The organism is Nocardia sp. X0981 (assembly GCF_977089955.1).
In genome coordinates this window covers 3,746,170-3,770,148 of sequence record NZ_OZ372435.1, presented here as the reverse complement: position 1 = coordinate 3,770,148, position 23,979 = coordinate 3,746,170, and the positions used below count along the sequence as shown (strand labels likewise).

Annotated in this window: 23 protein-coding genes; 2 read left to right on the top strand and 21 right to left on the bottom strand. The window is 68.3% G+C overall.

Features of this window, described 5'->3' with window-relative positions:
• Positions 1-276 precede the first annotated feature (276 nt).
• The gene (locus tag ACYR7D_RS16860; RefSeq protein WP_459545528.1) at positions 277-906 is read left to right on the top strand and encodes a hypothetical protein; all 630 of its coding nucleotides are present in this window, start codon (positions 277-279) and stop codon (positions 904-906) included.
• Between the two features lie 202 nt (positions 907-1,108).
• Here the strand turns inward: ACYR7D_RS16860 and ACYR7D_RS16855 are convergent, their stop codons facing one another.
• Positions 1,109-2,053: an alpha/beta hydrolase family protein gene (locus ACYR7D_RS16855; protein ID WP_459545527.1), complete on the bottom strand. Its 945-nt coding sequence runs from the start codon at positions 2,051-2,053 to the stop codon at positions 1,109-1,111.
• 150 nt (positions 2,054-2,203) lie between these two features.
• Here ACYR7D_RS16855 and ACYR7D_RS16850 point away from each other — a divergent pair, with 150 nt between their 5' ends.
• Positions 2,204-2,794 (top strand): TetR/AcrR family transcriptional regulator, encoded by a 591-nt coding sequence (locus ACYR7D_RS16850; protein WP_459545526.1) that lies wholly within the window; start codon positions 2,204-2,206, stop codon positions 2,792-2,794.
• A gap of 46 nt (positions 2,795-2,840) precedes the next feature.
• On the opposite strand, the gene ACYR7D_RS16845 is transcribed toward ACYR7D_RS16850, so the two are convergent.
• From ACYR7D_RS16845 to ACYR7D_RS16750, 20 genes are all read right to left on the bottom strand, one after another.
• Entirely contained in the window at positions 2,841-3,956 is a 1,116-nt protein-coding gene (locus ACYR7D_RS16845; RefSeq protein WP_459545525.1) for a CaiB/BaiF CoA transferase family protein, read from the bottom strand.
• 64 nt (positions 3,957-4,020) lie between these two features.
• Positions 4,021-4,977, bottom strand: a complete 957-nt coding sequence (locus tag ACYR7D_RS16840) for a TIGR03564 family F420-dependent LLM class oxidoreductase (protein ID WP_459545524.1) — start codon at positions 4,975-4,977, stop codon at positions 4,021-4,023.
• 45 nt (positions 4,978-5,022) lie between these two features.
• Entirely contained in the window at positions 5,023-5,466 is a 444-nt protein-coding gene (locus ACYR7D_RS16835) for a cobalamin-dependent protein (RefSeq protein ID WP_459545523.1), read from the bottom strand.
• Positions 5,466-7,043 (bottom strand): methylmalonyl-CoA mutase family protein, encoded by a 1,578-nt coding sequence (locus ACYR7D_RS16830; RefSeq protein WP_459545522.1) that lies wholly within the window; start codon positions 7,041-7,043, stop codon positions 5,466-5,468. Before ACYR7D_RS16830 ends, ACYR7D_RS16835 begins: the two co-directional genes overlap by 1 nt.
• A gap of 102 nt (positions 7,044-7,145) precedes the next feature.
• A complete protein-coding gene (locus ACYR7D_RS16825; protein ID WP_459545521.1) occupies positions 7,146-7,349 on the bottom strand; it encodes a zinc-ribbon domain-containing protein in 204 nt (67 codons plus the stop codon).
• 131 nt (positions 7,350-7,480) lie between these two features.
• Entirely contained in the window at positions 7,481-8,506 is a 1,026-nt protein-coding gene (locus ACYR7D_RS16820; protein WP_459545520.1) for an NADP-dependent oxidoreductase, read from the bottom strand.
• Between the two features lie 108 nt (positions 8,507-8,614).
• Positions 8,615-9,745 (bottom strand): cytochrome P450, encoded by a 1,131-nt coding sequence (locus tag ACYR7D_RS16815; protein ID WP_459550193.1) that lies wholly within the window; start codon positions 9,743-9,745, stop codon positions 8,615-8,617.
• Positions 9,746-9,851: 106 nt separating this feature from the next.
• Positions 9,852-11,105, bottom strand: coding sequence for a cytochrome P450 (locus ACYR7D_RS16810; RefSeq protein WP_459545519.1), 1,254 nt, complete (start codon positions 11,103-11,105; stop codon positions 9,852-9,854).
• A 2-nt stretch (positions 11,106-11,107) separates the two neighbouring features.
• On the bottom strand, positions 11,108-11,305 hold the full coding sequence (locus tag ACYR7D_RS16805; protein ID WP_459545518.1) for a ferredoxin: 198 nt from the start codon (positions 11,303-11,305) through the stop codon (positions 11,108-11,110).
• A 40-nt stretch (positions 11,306-11,345) separates the two neighbouring features.
• Positions 11,346-12,197 carry an SDR family NAD(P)-dependent oxidoreductase gene (locus ACYR7D_RS16800; RefSeq protein WP_459545517.1) on the bottom strand — a complete coding sequence of 284 codons (852 nt, stop codon included), beginning with the start codon at positions 12,195-12,197 and terminating at the stop codon, positions 11,346-11,348.
• Between the two features lie 55 nt (positions 12,198-12,252).
• A complete protein-coding gene (locus tag ACYR7D_RS16795) occupies positions 12,253-13,113 on the bottom strand; it encodes an alpha/beta fold hydrolase (protein WP_459545516.1) in 861 nt (286 codons plus the stop codon).
• An 82-nt stretch (positions 13,114-13,195) separates the two neighbouring features.
• A complete protein-coding gene (locus ACYR7D_RS16790; protein WP_459545515.1) occupies positions 13,196-13,810 on the bottom strand; it encodes an NADPH-dependent FMN reductase in 615 nt (204 codons plus the stop codon).
• Between the two features lie 10 nt (positions 13,811-13,820).
• Positions 13,821-14,810: a cyclase family protein gene (locus tag ACYR7D_RS16785; protein WP_459545514.1), complete on the bottom strand. Its 990-nt coding sequence runs from the start codon at positions 14,808-14,810 to the stop codon at positions 13,821-13,823.
• Positions 14,811-14,829: 19 nt separating this feature from the next.
• Positions 14,830-15,660, bottom strand: coding sequence for a coniferyl-alcohol dehydrogenase (locus tag ACYR7D_RS16780; protein ID WP_459545513.1), 831 nt, complete (start codon positions 15,658-15,660; stop codon positions 14,830-14,832).
• 39 nt (positions 15,661-15,699) lie between these two features.
• The gene (locus tag ACYR7D_RS16775; RefSeq protein WP_459545512.1) at positions 15,700-17,004 is read right to left on the bottom strand and encodes an LLM class flavin-dependent oxidoreductase; all 1,305 of its coding nucleotides are present in this window, start codon (positions 17,002-17,004) and stop codon (positions 15,700-15,702) included.
• Positions 17,001-18,797 carry an FAD-binding protein gene (locus tag ACYR7D_RS16770; RefSeq protein WP_459545511.1) on the bottom strand — a complete coding sequence of 599 codons (1,797 nt, stop codon included), beginning with the start codon at positions 18,795-18,797 and terminating at the stop codon, positions 17,001-17,003. The genes ACYR7D_RS16775 and ACYR7D_RS16770 overlap by 4 nt, the downstream gene beginning before the upstream one ends.
• Positions 18,798-19,763, bottom strand: a complete 966-nt coding sequence (locus tag ACYR7D_RS16765; protein WP_459545510.1) for a 3-carboxyethylcatechol 2,3-dioxygenase — start codon at positions 19,761-19,763, stop codon at positions 18,798-18,800.
• Positions 19,720-21,390 (bottom strand): bifunctional 3-(3-hydroxy-phenyl)propionate/3-hydroxycinnamic acid hydroxylase, encoded by a 1,671-nt coding sequence (locus ACYR7D_RS16760; RefSeq protein ID WP_459545509.1) that lies wholly within the window; start codon positions 21,388-21,390, stop codon positions 19,720-19,722. The genes ACYR7D_RS16765 and ACYR7D_RS16760 overlap by 44 nt, the downstream gene beginning before the upstream one ends.
• A 1-nt stretch (position 21,391) precedes the next feature.
• A complete protein-coding gene (locus ACYR7D_RS16755) occupies positions 21,392-22,255 on the bottom strand; it encodes an alpha/beta fold hydrolase (RefSeq protein ID WP_459545508.1) in 864 nt (287 codons plus the stop codon).
• Between the two features lie 42 nt (positions 22,256-22,297).
• Positions 22,298-23,950 (bottom strand): FAD-dependent oxidoreductase, encoded by a 1,653-nt coding sequence (locus tag ACYR7D_RS16750; RefSeq protein WP_459545507.1) that lies wholly within the window; start codon positions 23,948-23,950, stop codon positions 22,298-22,300.
• Positions 23,951-23,979: the final 29 nt, after the last annotated feature.

The window sequence follows — 23,979 nt, the reverse complement described above, 5'->3', positions numbered from 1 at the left end:
GCCGGCTGCCGACTATTCATACCACTCCTCGCGCAGGTAGATCAGCGATCCCGTAGATCAGACGCCGCTGGGAGCGAATCGGTTCCCTTCCCTGGTTGCCCGAGAAGTCGCGGCGCCGCGGCCCTGCCGCAGCGCAGGAGACACATCGGGTCGAGCCGGAAACTCCACCGGCGAACAAGGTCTCGCCGCGGCGCGGGGCCCGTTTCCGCGGCACGGCGAATGATTCGCCGTGGATCGCGGATCTGCCGTACTGACGCTACGAGGTGAGGTGGCATCGTGAAACCGGCCAACGATATCGGAACTCCCGATGAGCTGGCGTGTATCGCCCATGTTCTCGACCGTTACCCGTGGGAACCGTATCGCTTCAAGCACGGCGCCTGGATACGGCGACCGCGTCGCCGGCCGTCCCGGAGAACCGGTGAACACCACGAATGGGTGACTTCCGCCGACACTCCGCTCCACTTGACCAGCAGATACGGCGATATCGCCGGTGAAGTGGTAACCCCGATCGAACACGAGTTCACTGGATGGGTGCTGTTCGCGGGCGACCCCCGTCTCATCGGGGTCTGCCGCGACCCCCGGGATCCGGGACACCGCGTATGGTTCACCCACTCCACCGCCGTGACCCGGGAGGACGCGGTTGCTCTGGGGCTGTCGCTCACCGAGAACTCGGTGCTTCCCGTGCCCCCGCAACCGCATTTCAGCGCAACGCGATGGATCGCCGACTACACGGCGGAAGACCACGCCGCCGATTGGCAGTTCACCCGTTCGCGGCGCGCGCTCGGCAAGATCAACGCGGCCATGGCCACCGATGTCCCCGACCGTACCTGTGTGCAATGGTGGGACCGGACTCGCCGGCAGACGACCGTATGGGATCTTGTGGAAAACGAGCGTCGGCGAGCTTGATCCGGCCCGTGCCCATGGTTCTCGAACCCGGTGCCGCCTGCGCTGCCGACCTTCCCTCCCGAATCCGGATCGACCGGCCGCAGCCGAGCGAAGTGGGGCTGTGCGTACGGGATGAACCGGCACGGCGGCTCCGGGAGTGCCGCGGCGGCGGACAGTAGGCGGGACGCGGGCGCATCCGGATCCGATTCGGCCGGAGGGGCTTCTACTTGTTCTCGATGCGCCCGATCGGGTCGGCGGTTCGCGCGAGGGCGAGCTGCGCTTCTTTCCATGCCGTGTCGTCGATACCGAGCGCGCTGCGGAGATAGGCCCACGTGATTTCCCGGATCAGGGCCACGCGTTCGGGGCTTTCGTCGGTGGTGTCCGCGGCGTTGTAGCCGTGGATACCGCCGAGCGAATGCTCGCCGCCGAAGACGGTGAGCAGGCTTCGGGCGCCGGGGCTGTGGGTGTAGACGTCGGTGAACCAGTCGGGGCCGCGCGTGGAGAGGTGGGACCGGTCGTGGTCGCCCGCGACCACGAAGGTCGGTGTGGTAGAGCCGGTGAAGTCGGGGCGCATGAAGGGGAAGTTCGCCGCGGCGAACGGGGTCAGATCGTCGCCGGCGATTCCGGTGGTGGCGAGGAGTACACCGGCTTTCACACGTGGATCGGTCATATCGGGTCCCGGTTGCCCATCGGCGCCGAGCACCCGCGCGCCGAGCAGCATGCCGGTGGTCTGCCCGCCCCACGAGTGCCCCGCGAGGGCGATGCGGTCCCGGTCGATGCGGTCGCCGAGTCCCGCGATCGCGGCGACGATGTGGTCGAGTTCGTCGAGTACCCGCGTGACATCCCGGACCCGGATGCGCCAGATATCCGGGTAGCGGGGGTCGGTGGGGGTGAGGCCGAGGGTGCGGGAATCGAGGAAAGTGGGTTGCAGGACGACGAATCCGTTGCTCGCCCAGAAGTCGACCAGCGGATCGTAGGAGGACATCGATTCGCCGAAGCCGTGGGCGAACACCAGAACCGGGAGATCGGTGCCGGTGGTGGGCGCGGAGACACGCACCTGCAGGTCCTCGCCGCGTTCCGGATCGGGCAGGACGACCGGTTTCACGCTGATGACGGGTGTGGTCAGGGCGGGTACGGCGCTCGGGGCGGTCATATCGGGTGCAGGCATGGGGTTCCCTTCGATTACGGTGCGCTCGCTCCCGTGGCGACATGGCTTCGGGTGGGGTGAACGGCAGATACACTGCTAAGTGGAGCGCTGCTCCGAATATACGGAGCAATGTTCCGCTTGGCAAGCGCAGTCGTGAGAAAGAGGCATCGCATGGACACCGGCGACGAGACGATTCCGGCCACCGGGAGCTCGGCCAAACGGGCCGACGCTCGGCGCAACGAGCGGGCCCTGCTCGACGCCGCGGCATCGGTGTTCGTCACGTACGGGGTGGACGCACCGGTACGCCGGATCGCCGCCGCAGCCGGTGTCGGTATGGGGACGATCTACCGGCACTTCCCCACGCGGGCGGACCTCGTCGCGGCCGTCTACCGGCACCAGGTCGACGCCTGCGCCGAGGCCGGGCCCACGCTGCTCGCGACCGCGAGCTCACCGTCGGCCGCACTGCGCCGGTGGGTGGATCTCTTCGCGGACTTCCTGGTGACCAAGCACGGCCTCGGCGCCGCGATGCGCAACGATCCCGACGGCCGCACCGCCCTGCACGCACTGTTCCTCGACCGGCTCGTGCCGGTGCTCGACGACCTGCTCGCCGCCGCCCGGAACGCGGGCGAGATCACCGACGACATCACCGCCTATCAGCTGATGCGCGCCATCGGCGATATCTGCGCGGGTGCGGAAATGGTCGATCCGAACTACGACGTGCGTCTCACCATCCGCCTCCTGCTCGACGGTTGCTCCACGTAGGGACCTTTCTCTCGGTATTCCCGCCCTTTCCCGGTGGGGCAACGATTCACCTTCCCCCCCGAGGCGCATCCGCTGACGCCGGGTTTCGAAGAGGCCGACCGTGGGGCGCGGTTGCTCGAGCGACCGCGCCGCCGTGTTCGCCGAGCCGGGGCGGTGGCCGGTAGTCCGGTGTCCAGCCCGCCACCCGCACCGGGCACGCGACGAGCCGGTGTTCCCCGGCCCGCACCACCACTTCCGGAGTGTCGTCCAAGGCTTGCGGCAGGGTGCGTACCGCCGCGGCGGGTACCCCCAGCGGGCGTAGCCGGGCTTCCCAGGAGACCGCTGTATCGGTGGTCAGAGCGGTGGTCACCAGGCTCAGGACTTCGGCGCGCCGGGCCACCCGTTCCGCCATGGTCGCGAAACCGGTGATCCCGGCTTCCTTCGCGAAGGATTTCCAGAAACCGTCGTGGGTGACGAACAGGGCCAGGTAACCCTCGGCCGTCGGGAACAGTTGCGCGGGAACGTAATAGGAGTGCGCACCGTGTGGGCGGCGCTGGGGCTCGGTGCCGTTGTCGAGGTAGGCGGCGGCGTGGTAGTTGAGCTGGGAGAGCATCACATCGCGGAGCGAGACATCGATCTGCCCGCCGCGTCCGGAGACGATCTGCGCGAGCAAGCCGAGGGCCGCGGTGAGACCGGTGGAGTTGTCGGCGGACGAATAGCCGGGCAGGGTGGGCGGCCCGGCCGGGTCGCCGGTGAGGGCGGCCACTCCGGTCGCGGCCTGCACCACGTAGTCGAACGCCGGATCGTCACCGTTGCCGAGACCGAATCCGGTGAGGGCGACGCAGACGAGACGCTCGTTGTACCGGCGCAGCGCCTCGTAGGTGAGGCCCAGTTTCCGGATGGCCGAGGGTTTCAGGTTCACCAGTAGCGCATGGGATTCCGCGGCCAGTTCACCCAGCCGCCGCTGCCCCTCGGCCGAGGCCAGGTCGAGGCAGATACTGCGTTTGCCGCGGTTGAGGCTGGCGAAATAGGAATCGCCGACCTTCCGGGAGATATCCCCGCCGGGCGGTTCGAGTTTCACCACGTCGGCGCCGAGATCCGCCAGCATCATCGTGGCGTAGGGGCCGGCCAGCATGGTGCCGACCTCCAGAACCCGGATACCGGCCAGCGGACCCGAGGTCATAGCAGCTCCTTCGACGCGGGTGCATGCGGACCGCGGAGGCCGCAGCGAAGGCGGAGGTATCGCATCAGCGGAGGTCCTTCGCGACATCGGCGATCATCTGCCGGGTACGTCGTTTGGAGGCGATCAGTTCCGCACGGGTATCGCCGATCGGCAGCAACCGTACGGACAGATCGGTGGCGCCGGCCTCCGCGTAGCGGCGCAGACCGGCGGCGATCGCGTCCTCGTCGCCGGCGAGACAGATATCGCCGATATCGCGGGCATCGCCCTGCTCCAGCAGGCGCTGGTAGTTCGGGGAGACCTCGGCCTCGCCCAGGATCCGGTTCGCCCGCTCGCGGGCCGTGTCCACCTCCGCGGCGGTACACAGGCATACCGGGAGACCGGCCACGATACGGGGGGCCGGGCGGCCCGCGGCCGCGGCGGCCTTGGTGATCCGCGGAGCGATATGGTCGGCGATGGCCCGCTCGTCGGCCATCCACAGAATGGTGCCGTCGGTGTGCTCCCCGGCGATGCGCAACATCACCGGGCCGAGCGCCGCCACCAGCACCGGAATCCGGGCCACCGGGCCCAGATCGAGCGGATTGTCCACCGTGAAGGTCCCGTTCGACACCTGAACCCGGCCCGGCCCGTTCAAGGCGGGAGTCAGCACTTCGAGGTAATCGCGGGTGTAGGCGGCCGGTTTCTCGTACGGCAGCCCGAGCATGTCCCGCACGATCCAGTGATGCGACGGTCCCACCCCCAGTGCCAGCCGGCCACCGGCCACCGCATGCGCCGACAATGCCTGCCGGGCCAGCGCTATCGGATGCTGCGCCTGCAGCGGGACCACAGCGGTGCCCAGCTCGATCCGCTCGGTGACCGAACCCAGCAGCGCGACGGTGATCAGCGCGTCGAAATCCGTGGGGATCTGCGGGATCCACGCGGTATCCAGCCCGGCCGCTTCGGCCCAGCGGATATCGTCGGCCATCCGGGCGGCCTTGCGCGCGGTATCGCCACGCTCGGGCCCGATCATCACACCGATCCGCACGATTCCTCCACCTGTCGACGATTCGAGAGGAGCCGCCGCCCACCGTCACGGCGGCGGCTCCGGACCCGGGCGCCCGGCGCCCGGGAGTCGGGACGGGGCCTCGATACCGGTGAGCGCCCGCATCTCGGTGACCAGCCGGTCCAGCGGTGTCCCGGTCGGGAAGACCGCCGCGGCCCCGGCGGCGCGCAGCTTCTCGATATCACCCTGCGGGATGGTGCCGCCGACCACCACCGCGATATCGGCCGCGTCGGCGGCGCGCAGGGCGTCGACCACCCGTTTCGTGAGTGCGATATGCGCCCCGGACAGGATGCTCAGCCCCACCACCGCCACATCCTCCTGAACGGCGATGGACACGATGTCCTCGATACGCTGCCGGATACCGGTGTAGACCACCTCGAACCCGGCGTCGCGCAGGGTGCGCGCGACGATCTTCGCACCGCGGTCGTGGCCGTCCAGGCCGGGTTTGGCGACCAGCACCCGGGCGGTCATCAGAACACCACCGGCTGCCGGAATTCGCCCCAGACCGCTTTGAGCGCGGCGGTCATCTCCCCCACGGTGCAGTAGGCGTTGGCGCAGTCGATCAACCGAGGCATGAGGTTGTCGTCTCCCTCTGCGCTGCGGGACAGCGCGGCCAGGGTGGCGCGGACGGCGGCGGAATCCCGGTGCGCCTTCACCTCGGCGAGCCGTTTCAACTGGGTTTCGCGGCCCGCGGGGTCCAGTTCGTAGGTCGCGATCTCGGGGGCGGGTTCGTCGGAGACGAAGGTGTTGACCCCGACCACCGGTTTGGCGCCGGATTCGATATCCCGGTGCAGTGTGTAGGCCTCGTCGGCGATCAGGCCCTGCAGATACCCGTCCTCGATGGCCCGGACCATGCCGCCTCGATTCTCCAGGTCGGTCATGATCTCCTGGATGGCCGCCTCGGTGCTGTCGGTCAGCGCTTCCACGAAGTAGGAGCCGCCCAGAGGGTCGGCCACCCGGGTGACACCGGTTTCGTAGGCCAGGATCTGCTGAGTGCGCAACGCCATGGTCGCCGATTCCTCACTGGGCAGCGCGAACGGCTCGTCCCAGGCCGCGGTGAACATGGACTGCACCCCGCCGAGCACCGCCGCCATGGCCTCGTAGGCCACCCGCACCAGGTTGTTCTGCGCCTGCGGGGCGTAGAGGGAGGCGCCGCCGGCGACACAGCCGAAGCGGAACATCGAGGCCTTGTCGCTGGTGGCGCCGTAACGTTCACGCACGATGGTGGCCCAGCGGCGCCGCCCGGCCCGGTATTTGGCGATCTCTTCGAAGAAATCACCGTGGGTGTAGAAGAAGAACGAGATCTGCGGGGCGAATTTCTCGATACTCATCCGGCCGCGTTCGACGACGGTATCGCAGTAGGTGACACCGTCCGCCAGGGTGAACGCCATTTCCTGGACCGCGGTCGCGCCGGCATCCCGGAAATGCGCTCCGGCCACCGAGATGGCGTTGAACCGCGGCACTTCGGCGGCGCAGAACTCGATGGTGTCGGCGATCAACCGCAGCGAGGGCTGCGGCGGCCAGATCCAGGTGCCGCGGGAGGCGTACTCCTTGAGAATGTCGTTCTGGATGGTGCCGGTGAGCGCCGCCCGGGGCACGCCTTTCTTCTCCGCGGCCGCGACGTAGAACGCGAGCAGGATCGCGGCCGTGCCGTTGATGGTGAAACTGGTGCTGATCTCGTCCAGCGGAATGCCGTCGAACAGGATTTCGACGTCGGCCAGGGTGTCCACGGCGACACCCACGCGCCCCACTTCCTCGAGCACCTCGGGATCGTCGGAGTCGTAACCGCATTGGGTGGGCAGGTCCAGGGCCACCGAGAGCCCGGTGCCGCCCTGCTCCAGCAAATAGCGGTAGCGGCGGTTGGACTCCTCGGCCGTACCGAAGCCCGAGTACTGCCGGAAGGTCCACAGCCGTCCCCGGTATCCGGTGGCGTAGTTGCCCCGGGTGAACGGAAACACGCCGGGCGCGGGTGGTTCGGTACGCCGATCGTCCGGCCCGTAGACCGGCTCGAGCGGGATACCCGAGGAGGTGTGGACTGCGTCGTTCATCGTTGAATACGATACTTGCGAAAAATGAGAATGCCAATACCGATTGGCGCGAACGCATAATCGGCCGCCGCACCGCCCGCTCGGCGCCCCCGGCGTCTCCGTTCAGGCCGCGATCTCGGCGCCACAGACTCCGCAGGCCTCGAACCGACGGCGCTTCCAGCGGACAACCGGCACGAAGAACACCGTGAACTGCTTGAATTCCCGCATGCGCAGCCACTGCGTGGTGTTGTGACAGCGCGGGCAGGTCCGAGTTTCTCCGGGGCCGAGAGGCTTGCGCTTGGTGCCGAAACCGAAGATGAAGAACATCAGGCCAGCGTAGAGGCTGGATTATCGGCACCCAGCCATTGACGAGGTGGTAGCCGGCCGGTGTCGCCGCGAACCACCCGTGGCCGCAGACCTGTTTCGCGAACTCCGTCGCGGCCGAGCTGCCGGTGGGTTCAGAAGTCCGGCTCGCCCACCTGTACCAGCGCTTTGCCCACCTTCGCCCCGGTGAACAGGCGGGCGTAGGCGTCGAGAGTGTGCTCCAAGCCCGGCGTCACGTCGAAGTTCATGCGGAGCTTGCCCTCCTCGTACCACGACCGCATCCGGCGATTCAGGTCCGGGCCGCGGTGGTAGAAATCCGGCGAGAAGAACCCTCGCATGGTGAGGCGCTTCATCAGTATCTGATCGAAGCGGGCGGGCCCGGCGGCGGGCTCGTCGCGGTCGTAGTGGGTGAGCAGCCCGCACACCGCGACCCGCCCGAACAGGTTCATCGCTCCCAGCACGTCGTCGAGCACCGCGCCGCCCACATTGTCGAAATAGACGTCCACACCGTCGGGGCAGGCGGCGCGCAGGGCGGGGCCGAGTTCACCGGCGTTCCGGTCGATCGCCGCGTCGAAGCCGAGTTCACCGGTGAGCCATTCGCATTTCTCCGGTGAGCCGGTGATCCCGACGACCCGGCAGCCGTGCAGCCGGGCGATCTGCCCGGCCAGCGCCCCGGTCACCCCGGAGGCCGCCGAGACGACGAAGGTCTCCCCCGGCCCGGCCTCGCCGTACTCCAGCACCCCCAGGTAGGCCGTCCAGCCGTTGGCACCGAATACGCCGAGGTGCTGACGCGGGTCGTCCAGGGTGCGGCTCAACCGTTCCACATAGACCTCGTCCGGGCGCGAGAGGGAGAAATCCGCCCATTGGCCATAGGCGCGCACCAGATCACCCGCCCGGTAGTCGGGATGCCGGGAGTCCACCACCGAACCCACCACGGTGCTGATGACCGCCGACCCGAGGGGTGTGGGTGGGGAGTAGGAGTCCTCCCGGGGGCCCATCCACATCCGGGTGCCCGCGTCCAGGGACAGGTAGATGTTGCGGATCAGCACATCACCGCTGCCGAGCTCCGGGGTTTCCCCCGTCCGCAATTCGACCGCGTCCGCGTACCGATTACCCACCGGCCGCCGCACCAGGACCCACTGCCGGTTCTTCTCACCCATGGCACTCCGCTCCGCATGCTCGAACTACGGAAGCAGACTAACCGGTACGCGGAGTTCCGGCATCCGCAGCGACCGGTACCGGATAGCCCCCGGCCCACCCACGACGACTCAGGTGGTGAACGCCGGCATGGACTCCCAACCCCGCACCGTCGAAGTCGGCGAGAGTTTCGCATTCGACAGATCGGTTTCCCATGCGGGGAAGCGCTTCAGGATCTCCTCCAGCGCGATCCGCCCTTCCAGCCGGGCCAGCGCCGAACCCATGCAGAAATGGGTGCCCACGCTGAAGGCCAGATGCGGCTTGCTCTCCCGATGGATATCGAACACGTCGCCGTCGGGAGCGAATTGGCGGTGGTCGCGATTGGCGGCGCCGATGAGCATCATCATCACACTGCCCTCGGGAACGGTCTGCCCGTGATATTCGATATCGCGGGTGACGTAACGCGCCACATGGGGGGCGGGCGGCTCGAAACGCAGCAGCTCCTCGACGGCAGCGGGGACGAGTGCCGGGTTCTCGACCAGCTCACGCCGCTGATCGGGATGTTCGGCGAGTACCTTCCCGGCCCAGCCGATGAGCCGGGTGGTGGTTTCGTTGCCGGCGCCGGCCACCACATTCACGTAGGTGAGGATCTCGTCGCGGGTCAGGCGGCGGACCGTTCCGGTCTCGTCCTCGAACTCCACCCCGATCAGCTCGGAAATGATGTCGTCGGAAGGGTGTTCGGCACGCCAGTCGATGTACTTCTCGAAGAGCTCGCCGCTGGCCAGGCTCTCCGCCGAGACCCGCATCGGTTTGCCCTCTTCGGTGCGCATCTGGTCGTTGGCGAAATCCCGGACCGCCTCCTGCTCCTCCTCGGGAATACCGAGCAGCATGCCGATGGTCCGCATCGGCATCTGCGCTCCCAGATCGGCGATGAAATCGATCCGGCCGGTACCCACCAGCGGATCCAGGCTGCGGCAGCAGAATTCGCGGATCTTGTGTTCGAGGGCGGAGATCTTGCGCGGGGTGAACATCCGGGAGAGCAGTTTGCGGTGCATCGTGTGCACCGGAGGATCCTCGAAGATCAGCACGCCCGGCGGAATCTCGATATTCGCCTTGATGAGCTCGATGATGGCGCCGCGCGCCGAGCTGAAGGTGTCCTTGTCGATCAGCGCGGCATTGACATCGGCGAAGCGGCTCAGCGCGTAGAAATCGTGGGTTTCGTCGTAGTACAGCGGCCGCTCCTCACGGAGCCGCTTGAACATGGGATACGGGTCGGCGTTGAGCTCGACGTCGTAGGGGTCGTAGTGGAGCTCACTGGGTGCGCTGGTCGTCACGGGTCGGTCACCTCTCGGAAAGTCGCTGGTGTGCTCACCACGTCACCGGCAGGCGATAGACGCCGTAGGCCAGCTTGTCGTGTTTGAATTCGACGTCTTCCAGCGGAATCGCCAGCCGCATACCGGGTATCCGCTCGAGCAGCGTCTTGAAGACGATCTGCAGTTCTACCCGGGCCAGCTGCTGGCCCACGCACTGGTGCGGCCCGAAACCGAAGCCGACGTGCAGCCGGGCCGGGCGGGTCAGATCGAGTTTCTCCGGTTCCGGGAACTGGTCCGGATCCCAGTTGGCGGGTGCGAGGTCGATGATGACGCCGTCACCGGCCTCGATGGTGTGCCCACCGATCTCGATATCGTCGAGCGCCACCCGGCGCTGGCCGTTCTGGATGATGCTCAGATAGCGCAGCAGTTCCTCGACCGCGTTCGCGACGACCTTGGGATCGTCGGTATCGCGCAGCAGAGCGAGCTGATCGGGATGCTCGAGCAGGGCGAGGGCACCGAGGGCGATCATGTTCGCACTGGTCTCGTGACCGGCGATGAGTACCCCGGTGCCGATCTGGGCGGCCTCCTTCATGGAGATCTCCCCCGCGGTGACCCGTTCGGCGAGTTCGGTGACCATATCCTCGGCCGGGTTCTCCATCTTGGCCTCGATCAAGTCGATCAGATACCGGGCCAGGCCGACCCGGCCCTGCGCCGCCTCCTCCTTGGTGGCATAGCGGGAGACACCGGTCGTCGCGTGCTGCTGGAAGAACTCGTGATCCGCGTAGGGCACGCCCAGCATCTCGCTGATCACCAGTGACGGCACCGGCAGCGCCAGCGCTTCGACCAGGTCCGCCGGCCGCGGGCCGGCGAGGATGGCATCGATATGATCGTCGGTGATCTGCTGGATGGCCGGGCGCAGCGCGTCGACACGTTTGACGGTGAACGGTTTGGTCATCATCCGGCGGAACCGGCTGTGCTCCTCGCCGTCGGTGTTGAACACCGATTTGGCGCGATGGCCGACCAGATCGAGCATGCCCTCGTTCCAGTGCGGAAAGCCCGGCTGGGAATCGTCGACGCTGATCCGCGGATCGGACATGAGCGCTTTGAGTTCGGCGTAACCGGTGACCAGCCACGGGGTACTGCCGTCCCAGATCCGGACGCGGCTCAGCGGCCGCTCGGTGATCAGCCCGAGCACCGCGGGTGGCGGTGCGAACGGGCAGCCGGGCGCCCGGTCCTGCGGATAGGCCAGGATCTCGGCCGGGTCCGGTGCGGCCTGGGTGGGTGTTTCGGCTCCGGAAGAATTCGACACTGCTACTCCTCGTGGACGTGAATGGCCATGGCGGGGCACACGGCGGCGGCCTCGCGCACCTCGGCGGCGAGCTCGTCCGGCGGGTTCTCGTCCAGCAGGACGACGATGCCGTCGTCCTCGCGCTGATCGAACACCGCGTCCGCCGCCATCACGCAATGCCCGGCGGCGATGCATTTCCCTTGTTCGACAGTCACTTTCATGACGTTCTCTCTCTGATGGTGTGGATCGGGCGCGGCCGGTTCACGACGCTGCTGCCGGAACGGAGGCGGAACCGCCGGCCGCCGGGGCGGGCCCGCGGGGGCGCAACGGTTTACCGGCGGTGGTGCCACCGTCGACGGTGAGTACCGTTCCGGTCAGATAGCGGGAGCGGTCCCCGGCGAAGTAGACGGCCGCTTCGGCGACATCAGCCGGCGTGCCCTCCCGGGGCAGGGGGCGGTCCTGGTTCATCATCTCCCGCATGGCCCGCGTCATCCGCTCCGCTTTCTCCGGCGACATGGTGGTGGAGGCCTTGGCGAGCAGATCGGTGGGGATATTGCCGGGAGCGATGCAGTTGACCCGGATCTCGTACTGCGCCAGTTCGATCGCCGCGGATTTCGTGAAATGGATGACCGCCGCCTTGGAGGCGCGATAGGTCATCACCCCGCCGCCGGCCTGCACCCCGCCCACCGAGGACAGGTTGATGATCGAGCCGCCGCCGTGCTCGGACATATGGCGGGCGGCCATCCCGGTCCCCGCCATGACACCGAGCACATTGACCGACATCACCCGGTAGAAGTCGGCGAAATCGTCGTGCAGGATGCTGCGGTGCATCTTCCCGGAGATACCGGCGTTGTTGCACATGATGTGCAGTCCGCCGAAACGCCGCACCGCGAACTCGACGAGCGCGGCGACCTGATCGGGGTCGGCGACATCGGTGGTCCGGAACAGCGCACCGGCGCCACAGCGCTGTGCCACGGCGGCACCACCGTCGGCGTCGAGATCGCCCACCACCACCCGGGCGCCTTCGGCCACGAACCGCTCGACCATGGCGCTGCCCAGCCCGGTCGCGCCCCCGGTGACCACCGCGACCTTGCCCGCCAATTCGTTGCCCATACCCTGGATTCCTCTCGTCACGACTTTCCGTAGCCCTCGGGGGTTCCGCGGCGGCTCACCCGCTACGCGCGTAGCCGGGGATCGGCGCGGGACGGGATTGCCGGTCCAGGAAGTCCAGGAGCAGCGCGTTGACCGCGTCGGGCCGTTCCAGCTGCGGACAGTGCCCGGCCTCGTCGACAACGGCCGAACGGGCATCCGGGATACGGGCCGCGAGTTCGGCGGCCCAGCCCGGGGGCAGCAGTTTGTCGGCACCGCCCTCGATCACCAGGGTCGGGACCCGGATCCGCTCGAACGGGCGATCCCCCGGACCGGGCGGCGGTGGGGCATCGGGACGCCGGAACCGCGCGGCCGCGACCGCCTCCCAGGCGCCGGGAGCGGTCGCCGAATCGAACCGGCGGCGCACATAATCCTCGTCGGCCGGGTACGCGGGCGAGGCGAACAGCGCGGCGACGATCCTGCGCATGGCGGGCAGGGTGGCGTCGAAATCGTAGAGGGCTCGCATATGCTCGCCGGCCCGGATCTGCCCGCCACCGCAGATGGTCACCATGGCGCGCACCGGCAGCACCGGATGCGCGGCGGTGGTATCGGCCAGCAGATTCACCGCGCCCATGGAATTACCCACGAAATACGCGGATTCGATACCGAGCAGCGCGCAGAACCGGGCGATATGGCGGATACGTATACCCCGGCCGTCGGCGAAATCGACGACCTTGGCCGATTCGCCGAAGCCGAGCATATCCGGTGCGAATACGTGATAGCGCTGTGCGAGCGCGGTAATGGTGTGCTCCCAGCCGATTTCGGCGCTCGCGCCGAATTCGCCGCCGTGCAGCAGAACAACCGGCTCACCCGCCCCCGCCTCCAGAAAATGCGTGCGTAAACCGTCCACCACGAGAGTGCGGTGCGCGAAACCGCTCATGCTGTCTCCATGCCGCACCCCCGAGACCGGCGATCGGCCGGCATACTGACGCGGAGACCGAAGCGAAGGCGAAGGTATCGCATCATGCGGGGCCGCCGATCGCTCTGGCGCGGGTGAGCACCTGGGCGGCCAGCAACTCGAGCTGCCCGCGCACCCCCGGATCGGCCAGGGCGCCGGTCTCGTCCCAGATCTCGTCCGCCGAATTGATCGCCACACCGAGAGGAGTGGGCCAGGCACGCAGGGCGTGACCGATCCCCCGCAGCTGGCCGAGGGTGCCGACCGCGGCCTGCCAGCCGTAGGCGCAGGTGATACAGCCCCACGGCTTGTTGTCCAGGTAGACCGTGGAATCGGCCCGCATATCCTCCACATAGTCCAGGGCGTTCTTCACCAGGCCGGAGATCGCGCCGTGATAGCCGGGTGAGCCGACGAGCACGGCATCGGCGGCCCGCAGCGCCTCCACCAGCGCGACCGCCTGCGGGGTGCGGGCGGGATCGTGCGGGTTGTACATGGGTAGGTTGATATCCGCGCCGCTGAACAGGGCGGTACGCCCACCGCGGCGCTCGACCTCGTCCAGGCAGTGCCGTAACGCGCGCTCGGTCGAGGAGTTCGCCCGCAGCGTCCCGCCGAGACCGACGACGAACGGCCGCGTATCCGTGCCGAGTTCTGTGCGATCCACCATGGTGCTTCCCGCGGTCATCACCGGCCTCCTATTTGATGGCGATCGGATTGATCGGCGAACCCACGGCGCCGACGATGCGCAGCGGGGGTGCGATCAACTGGAATTCGTAGACGCCGTCGGCGGCGCAATCGGCGGCCAGCGCGGTGAAATCCCAGTATTCGCCGAGCAGGAGACCCATATCGCGAAGGCAGAGCATATGCATGGGCAAGAAGGTGCCCTCGACGCCGGAAACCGGGTCCTCCACCATCAGATTGTCCGCCGCCACCGCGGCGATCTCGTGCTCGTGCAACCACTGCGCGCAACGCCAGTCCAGGCCCGAATAGGGTTCAGCGCCGTCACCGGCCTCGAGGAAACGGTTCCACCAGCCGGTGCGGATCAGCACGATATCGCCCGATTCGACGCTCACGCCCTGGCGGGCGGCGACCTCGTCCAGTTCGTCGGGGGTGATCGGTTCACCGGGTACGAGATAGGTATCGGCGCCGCGGTGCCGTACGAAATCGAGCAGGATCCCGCGACCGGTGACCCCCTTGCTGTCCACCTTGTCGATACCGCAGTGGAAAGCGCCCAGGCTGGTGACCGAATTCGCCGGGAAACCGTTGTAGAGCTTGTCGTCGTAGTAGACGTGCGAGAACGCGTCCCACTGGGTGGCGGCCTGCAGCGGCATCACGACCAGATCGTCGTTGAAACGAAACGGGTTGTCCTCGAAGAAACCGCTCAACTGGGTGGCCACGGAATTGCGCAGCCATTTCGGACCGTACTGCACCAGGGTTTCGGCGTCGCCGCCGTCGACGGTCATCACATGGGTCGGGTTCTGCCGGAACTGGAAGGCGCCCTGCGGCCCGGACGAACCGAAATCGATACCCAGCGGGAACACTTTCCCGTACCGCACCAGCCCGGCGGCGGCCGCGACCTTGGCGGGGGTGATGAAATTGAGCGTGCCGAGTTCGTCGGCCGCGCCCCAGCGCCCCCAGTTGCGCACCCTGTCGCCGACCCTGCGGAATTCGGTCAGAGTAGCCACGCTGCTCCTCCTTCGGTTCTCATTCGGTAACCGCCGGCGCGGAACCGGCCAGTTCGTTCGCCAGGCGTCCGGCGAGATTCCCGCCGTCGACCCACAGCACCTGGCCGGTGATGTAGCCGGCGGCCCGGCTGTTGAGGAACAGCAGCGCCGCCGCCTGTTCGACGGGATCGGCCGCCCGGCCCAGAGGTTTGGGGATCCCGTCGAGATAGTCCTGGCCGTACGCGGTGCGCAGCTGGTCCAGGATGGGAGTTTCGGTGACACCCGGGCCGGTGCAGTTCATCCGGATCCCCCGTGCGGCCAGCTCCACCGATCGCCGCATCGTGTAGAGGACGATCGCCTCCTTGGACAACCGGTACCCGCCGTCGGCGAGGGCCTCCGGATGGTCGGCGCACCAATCGATCCCGGCCGCCATCGACTCCGTGTCCAGCAGCCCCTTGACCGCCCAGCGGTTGTCCAGGTACCCGGCGGCGGCCAGCGACGAAACACTGACCACCGCCGCACCGGGCCGCATATCCGGCACCAGGGCCTCGGTGAAATGCCGCAATCCGAGGAAGTTGATGGTCACCACCCGCAGCGGATCACCGATTCCCGAGGAGACGCCGGCGATATTGAACAGAGCCTCGACCCCCGGCCCGACCTTGCGCACGGCGCGGTCGATGGAGGCGGGATCGGCCTGGTCCATCTCGTGGAATTCGTCGAGTCCGGTGCCGGGGCGGAGCAGGTCGAGCCCGACGATCTCGGCACCCAGCTGCCGCAGCTGGGTTACCACACACGCGCCGATACCGGAGGCGCAACCCGTCACCACCACGCGTTTACCGTCGTAGCGCCAGCGCTGGTCGATGGTGTCCACCCGGCTCTCCTCACCTCGTTCCCGTCCCACCGGCAGAGATCAGCCCTGCTGTTCTTCCCGGAGCCGTTGCGCCGCCTGCACCCGGCCCTCGTTGATCTCGGCCATGGCCTCGGGGATCTCACTGGCGGTGAACGTGCCGCCGCGGCCGGTGGGCAGGCCGCCGAACGAGTACTGCTCGTCGAATTCGGGCGAGGCCAGGGGGCGGCGACGCGCCTCGACCTTCTCCAGCACCGGTTCCAGCCGTTTCGCCTTCTCCGCTACGGCTTTCTCGTCGCGCTCGATGAATTCGGGCAGAATCTCCTTGCCCATGAGCTCGATGGATTCCATCGTGCCCTCGTGGCTGCGCGGATTGAGCAGCAGAATGATCTCGTCGACCCCGCTCTCCTCGTAGCCGCGCAGGAATTCGCGCACCGTAGCCGGGGAGCCGATGGCGCCGCGGCCGGGCCCGTAGGCGAGGGTCTCGTCCTCTTTCACCGCGTCCAGATAGCGTTCCCACACGCCGGTGCGGCCAGGGGTGTGCATACCGGTCATGTAGTAGTGCATGATCCCGAACGAGAAGAAGCCGCCGCCCACACCGAGGCGCCGGATCGCCTCGGTGTCGGTACGCGCCACCATCATCGACAGGTCACCGCCGATGGCCAGGATGTTCGGGTTGAGCAGTGGAACCGTGGGCGCCGCCTTCTCCTCGAATTCCTGGTAGTAGCCGCGCACCCGGTCGCCGAGCGGCCCGGGGCCGGTATAGGCGAAGCTCAGCGCGCCGATCCCCTTCTGGGCGGCCATCTGCACCGACGACGGCCGGGTACAGGCCACCCACAGCGGCGGGTGGGGCCGCTGGCGCGGTTTCGGGATCACATTGCGCGGCGGCATCTCGATGTGCTGACCCTTGAACCCGGTGAACGGGGTTTCGGTCATACAGCGGATGGTGACATCGAGCGCTTCTTCCCACTGGCCGCGTTTATCGGCGGGGTCGATACCGAAACCGCCGAGCTCACCCACCGACGACGATTCTCCGGTACCGAATTCGACGCGCCCGCCGGACAGATGGTCCAGGGTGGCGACCCGTTCGGCGACCCGGGCGGGGTGGTTGATGGCCGGCGGCAGATGCATCACCCCGAAGCCGAGCCGGATGTTCTCGGTCCGCTGACTGGCGGCGGCGAGGAACATTTCCGGCGCGGTGGAGTGGCAGTACTCCTCGAGGAAATGGTGTTCGGTGAGCCAGACGGTGGAGAAACCGGCCTTGTCCGCAGCTTCCACCTCGTCCAGCCCGTCGGAGAACATCTCGAATTCGTCGTCGTCGCTCCACGGCCGCGGCAGGGCGAACTCGTAGAAGAGGGATATTTTCATCGGTTACCTCCAGTGGATTCCGTCGTCGTGTCATCGCCCGCGGCCGCGAGCCGGCCCGCCCCCGCGCCGTCGTCCCCCGTGGCCGCCACCCGTCCCGCGCAGTGTTCGGCGGCGATGTATCCGAAGGTCATGGCCGGGCCGATGGTGGCTCCGGCGCCGGCGTAGCTGCGGCCCATGACCGCCGCCGAGGTGTTGCCCACCGCGTACAGGCCGTCGATCACCGACCCGTCGGCACCCAATACCCGGGCGTGCTCGTCGGTGCGCAGACCACCCGAGGTGCCCAGATCGCCGAGCACGATGCGGAAGGCGTAGTAGGGAGGTTTGCCGAGGGGGTACAGATTCGGATTGGGCAGCGTGGGATCGCCGTAGTAGTTGTCGTAGACGCTGTCCCCGCGCCGGAAATCGTCATCGTGCCCGGACCGGGCCAGCTCGTCGAACCGGGCCGCGGTGGCGGCGAGCGCGGCGGCGGGCACCCCGATCCGCTCGGCCAGTTCCGCCCAGGTGTCCGCGGTTTTCACCACCCCGGATTCCAGCCAGGCCCGTACCATCCGGAAACCGGTGGGAACCGGGGCGAACGGCACCTTCGGAATGGGCAGATGCCCGCCGATCACATACCTGCGCCAGGACCTGTGGTCGGTGATCAGCCAGCACGGGATATGGGTGACCCCGCTGCGCTGCCCTTCGATCATGGCGTGCCCGAAATCCATATAGGGCGCGGCCTCGTTGACGAACCGCTTTCCCGCGCCGTTCACGATGAACTGGGCCGGCATCATCCGCTCGTTGAGCATGAACTGCATCCGGCCGTCCGGCCACTGGACGGCCGGGAACCACCAGGCCTCGTCCATCAGATCGGTGGCGGCGCCGACCTGCTGTCCGGCGCGGATACCGTCGCCGAGAGCCGCCGGATTACCGAAACTCCAGTCCTGCTCCACTTCCGGCAGTTCCGCTTTGCGCCAGGCCATATCGTGGTCGAAACCGCCGGTCGCCAGGATCACGCCGCGCCGCGCCCGGATCCGCACCGCCGCGCCGTCGCGGAGCACCACGGCTCCGGTCACCTCGCCGCCGGCAGTGGTGATCAGCGAGATCATCGGCGAGCCCAGCCACAGCGGGATATCGCGTTCCTGCAACGCCAGCCGCAACCGGGCGATCAGAGATTGGCCGATGGCGGCGATCCGGTCGCCGAAGACGCGCGCCCGGAACATCCGCCAGAGCAGCCTGAGCATCACGGCCTTACCACGCCAGTTCTGCCGGACCTGGTAGAACAGCCGCAGCTCCTTGGGGCCCAGCCAGATCCCCTTCGGCGCGAGGGCGAGTGGTTTGAGCAGCTTGTCTTCCTCGTCGCCGAGGGCGCGCAGATCGATCGGCGGCACATTGATGGTGCTGCCCTGCGGCGAACCGCCCGCGAGCTCGGGGTAGTAATCGGCGTATCCGGGTTTCCACACGAATTCCAGCCACCGGCTGCGCTTTTCGAGAAACGCCATCATCTCCGGCGCTTTTTCGACGTAGGCACGCAACCGCTGGTCGGTGACCAGCCCACCGGTGATGGTCCGCAGATATCCGAGCACCGCGCCGGGGTCGAGCGCGAACCCGTCCCGCTGCTGCGCCGGCGCGTTCGGCACCCAGATGCCGCCGCCGGACAACGCGGTGGAACCCCCGTAGTACTCGGCCTTCTCCACCACCAGGGTCTCCAGTCCGAGCGCGTCGGCGCGCAGCGCCGCGCTCATCCCGCCGCCACCGGACCCGACCACCAGCAGATCGACGGTTTCGTCGAATTCCGTCTCGTCGGTGCTCACTCATCGCCTCCTGTCGTCGATCGCCTCATCGGCGGACCGGGCCGTACGCACGGCGAAACCGGCGATGAGCTCGGGCGCGGGCCGGTAGTAGCGCACCTCGGTCCGGTACGACCCCTGCGCGGCCAAGGCCGCGAACGCCGCCACCCAGGTGCGGATCTCGTGCGCGGAATTGCCCGCGACCCGGGTGATCTCGTTGTTGTCCCAGTCGTCGACGGCCGCCAGGCGGCCGGTGTCCACCAGGTCGAGGAACGCCCGGTCCCATTCCGGGTTGAGCGCCCGCAACGGACTGTCACCGGCGGCGAAATCACGGGCGGCCGCGATCACCGCGGTCTGCCGAGCGGCCCGCTGCTCGGTGGTCATCGCACGCCCGTGCACTATCCGTTCCAGCACCGGCTCGGGAGCGGTCGCCCGCTGGGGCACCGGTGGGTCGTGGGACAGACCACCCGAGCCGATGACCAGAACTCGTTCGCTCAGGGTCATGAGATGGCGACCGACCGCGGTACCCAGCGCCCGCACCCGGCGCAGCGGACCGAGCGGTGTCGCCACGGAATTCACGAAGACAGGGATCACCGGCCGCGCGGTGGCGTCACCGAACAACCGCTGCAGTGGCTGCACCGTGCCGTGATCGACCGACATCTCCGCCGAGGTAGCGATATCGATCCCGGTATCGAGCAGCGTTTCGGCCAGCCGTAGCGCGCGCCCCTCCGGAACGTGCAACGGTCCGGCGTGGGTCCCGTAGTCTCCCACCGCGGTCGCCGCCGTGCCGACGCAGAAGGGCGGCATGAGCTTGTAGAAGAAACCGTTGTAGTGGTCCGGGGCGAACAGCACCACCAGTTCCGGGTCGAACTCGCGTACGAAATCCCGGGCCCGGTCCAGTGCTGCTCCGACCTCCGCACGCAGCTCGGGCCCGGGCCCCGGGAGCTCAAGGAGCGGGCTGTGCGAGACGCAGCACACGGCCAGCGGCATCGGTACCTCCCGGAGTGAGTTCAAAAGTTCTGCGCAGCGCCGCCCCGAGTTCGGCGGCGTGCTGGGCGATGGAGGCGCCCGCGATACAGCGGTCCGGGCGCAGGAAGAGCACCGAATCGAGTTGGGCGTCGAACCATTTCTTCAAGGCGCCGGTGCTGTCCCCGACGACCACCACATCCGGGTCGTCGTGTCCGGTCCAGTGCAGCTGGGTGGCGGGCCGCGCCTCCACGAAACGCGCCCCGAGCGCCTTCCAGATCCCGAATTCCTTTTCGCCCAGCGCTTTTCGTGGCTGGTTGTTCCAGCACAGCACCGCGAACCACGGACCCAGCGTGTCGTCGAGCAGTACCGCGGGCTGCGCACGGGTCGCGACCCGCGGTTGGATGAACAGGGTGCCGACAGCGGACCGCGGCGACCGCGACCAGCCGTGCACCACCGCGCCGCGGTCGTAGCGCGGCATGGGTTTGAACCGCATCCCGAGCACATACCGTTTCAGCGGCGGTACCAGCGCCAGCCCGCGCACCAGCGCATCCCGCACGGCGGCGACCCGGTGGTTCGTCGGTGAGATGACCCGCCCGACCAAGGTCGACAGATCGATCATGGCGCGGGCGTGTTCGCGCCGTTCCTGGTCGTAGGTGTCGAGCAGGGCGGCGCCGGCGAGCCCCGACACCACCGCCGCCAGCTTCCAGCCGAGGTTCGCCGCGTCCCGGATACCGCTGTTGTAGCCCTGTCCCTGCCAGACCGGCATGAGATGCGCGGCGTCTCCGGCCAGCAGCACCCGGCCCTTCCGGAATTCACCGGCGATCCGGGAATGGTGGGTGTAGACCCGCCGCCGGATCACCTCGAGCCGCTCCGGATGCGGAACGAAGGGGGCCAGCAGCCGCGCCAGGAATTCGGGGGTTTCGGCTTCCGCGTCGGTTTCGTGCGCGTGGAGCAGGAATTCGAACCGCCGGATACCGTGCGCCAGCGATATCGAGACATTCGGCCGTACCGGGTCCGCGCCGACCTCCACATTCGGATGCCCGAGCGGATCACCGTCGATATCGACCACCAGCCAGCGGGTCGAGGAGGTGGTGCCCGCGAACGTCACCCCCATCGCGCGCCGGGTGGTACTGCGCCCGCCGTCGCTGCCCACCACATAGCGGGCGCGGATCCGCTCCGGGCCGTCGGCGGTTTCCAGCTCCGCTACGACCAGCTCGCCGGTGTCGTGGCAGCCGGTCAGCGCCGTCCCCCAGCGGATCTCCACACAGTCGAAGCGGTCCAGGCCGCGCAGCAGTTCGGCGTCCACCAGCGGCTGGATGAAACCACTGCGTTTGGGCCAGCCGAACGGCTGGTCGGTGGGCGCGATCTCGGCCAGCAGCCGTCGCCGCCCGTCCACGAACCGCATGATCTGATCCGGGTTGGTATGCGGCAGGATCCGCTCGAGCAAGCCGGTGGATTGCAGGGTGCGCAGCGATTCGTCGTCCATCCCGACGCCGCGCGGATAATCGATGAGGCCGGGCCGCTCCTCCACCAGCAGGGTCCGGACCCCGTAGCGTCCCAGGATGTTCGCGAGGGTCAGGCCCACCGGCCCCGCGCCGACGACGAGGACCTCGACCGCTGCCGCACCGATGCCGTTTCCGGTGTCCATATCAACCACCCAGCAGGAATTCGAGATGGAGTGCGTCGAAGGCCGCGGGTGCCTCGTACTGCGGCCAGTGGCCGCACCCCGGGAGCACCTCGAACCGCGCACCGGGGATCATGGCCGCGATCCGTTTGCCCTCGGCCACGTCGGCGGTGGGATCGTCGCTGGTCCACACCACCAGAGTCGGTGCGGTGATACCGCCGTATTCCGCCGGGCCCAGCAGATTGCGGGCCCGGACCTCCGGATCCTGCAGCGCCATGATGTCGCGCATGGCGTCGACGAATCCGGGCTGCCGATAGATCCGCTGCCGGCTGGCGACGATATCGGCGTAATCCTTGGATTTATCGGCCATCAGCCATTTGATCCGGGCCTGCACCGTCTCCCAGGTGGGGTCGGCGGCCGCGGCCATGGACAGGGTGACGATCCGTCGCATGACCTCCGGATCGGCCTGCGATCCGCCCGCGGTGTTCAGGACCAGGCGGTCGACCCGGCCCGGATGCTCGTAGGCGGTCCGGGCGGCCACCCAGCCGCCGAGCGATTCGCCGCTGATATGTGCCCGGGGCGCGCCGATGGTGTCCAGGAAGGCGATGAGATGCCGCGTATAGTGCTCGATTTCGAGCGGATGCCCGGGTTTGCCGGTGTACCCGTGGCCGAGCATATCGATCGACCAGGTGGAGAAGTGCGCGGCGTGCGCCGCCAGGTTGCGGACATAGGCCTCGGCGTGCCCACCCGACCCGTGCAGCAGCACCAGCGCCGGAGCGTTGCGGTCACCGGCGTGCAGGTACCGGGTGCGCACTCCCTCCACATCCAGATACCCCTGGCTGAACGCGACGCCCTGCAGGTCGCACCACACACTCTCGTATTCCGGCACTGCTACCTTCCGCTCTGTCGATCCACCGGGGCGGGTGCCGTTTCAGCACTTCACCGATTCGCCGGTGGCGGCGTTGTATCCGGCCCGGAACCCCCACACCATCCCGGGCCCGATGGTTCCGCCGGCGCCGCCGTAGGCCCGGCCGGTCACCCCGGCCATCGCATTCCCCACCGCGTACAACCCCGGGATCACCGCACCGCCGATATGCCGTACCCGCGCATCGCGGTCGGTGCGCGGACCACCTTTGGTGCCCATGGCGCCCACGGTCACCGGCACCGCGTAATAGGGGGCGGTGTCGAGGGGCCCGAGCGTGCGGCCGGCGACCGTATCGGCGTCCGGATCGCCCCAATAACCGTCGTATTCGCTGGCGCCGCGGCCGAACTGCGGATCCGCGCCGGCCGCGACCGCGCGGTTCCACTCGGCGACGGTGTGGCCCAGCCCCGCGGGGTCGATACCGGTCCGGGCGCCGAGTTCGCCGAGATCCGCGGATTCGCAGAACCATTCCGGCGCGGCGCCGCCCGGCTCGACCCCCAGGAACCCGTAGCGCCGCAGGTGCTCGGCATCGAAGACCATCCAGCCGGGGTTGTTCACGTACCCGCCGCGCGGGTCCAGGTAGTGGAAGGCACCGGCCATCGAGTTGTACTCGGCGGCCTCGTTGACGAACCGTTTCCCGGCCCGGTTCACGATGATGCTGCGCGGGCGGGTCCGTTCCAGCCGCACACTGCGGCTGCGCTGCCGGCCGCCGATGGTGTCACCGGGTAGCTGAACCACCGGCACCCACCAGGCTTCGCCCATATTGCCGAGATCGGCGCCGAGCGCCATGGCCATCCGCAATCCGTCGCCGGTGTTGTGCGGCGGCGATACCGGGCCGGTCATCGGACCGCGCAGAAAAGCCTTCACCAGGCCGGGGTCCCATTCGAAACCACCGGTGGCCAGCACCACGCCGCGGCGTGCCCGGATCGTGAGCTCCCCGTCCCCGACCGCGATCCGGACCCCGGCGACAGTCGCGCCCTCGGTGATCAATTCCGCTCCGCGCGCCCCGGTACGCGGGATGATCCCGGCGGCCAGTACGCCTTCGAGCAGTCCGGCCACCAGTGCCTGGCCGGCCACACAGATATCGGCGGAGGCAGCACCGAGCACGGCACGCAACCGGGCCCGGGTTTCGGCGTCGAACCCGACATTGCTCCAGTCGAGCGGGAAGGTGGTGAGGCGGTCACGCCAGGCGCCGAGCCGGGCCAGGTCATAGGCGGCCGGGCCGAGCGAGCGGCCACCGGCCGGCTGTCCGCCCGGCAGTTCGGGTTTGTAATCCGGGAAACCCTCGGCGACTTCGAAGGTGACACCGCTGTGCTGTTCGACGAAATCCAGCATGCGGGCGCCGGTGCGGACGAATACCTCGACCAGCTCGTCGTCCATGGAATCCAGGGATTGCGCGGTGAGATAGGCCAGCGCGGCGTCGACGGTGAGTTCCCGCTCCGCCCGGTTGTGCGCGGGGATCCAGGCCAGGCCACCGGAGACCGCGCTCGTCCCGCCTACGGTGGGCGCCTTTTCGAACAGTTCCACCGCCGCGCCTTCCACCCCGGCGGTGAGCGCCGCGGTGAGTCCGGCGGCGCCGCTGCCCAGGACGACGACATCGGTCTCCTCGTCCCAGCTGGTCCTCGGGGCGGGTTCGGCGGCCGGCGGCTGATGCGATGGCACTGCGCTGTCCTTTCGGCGAGCAGGCGGGG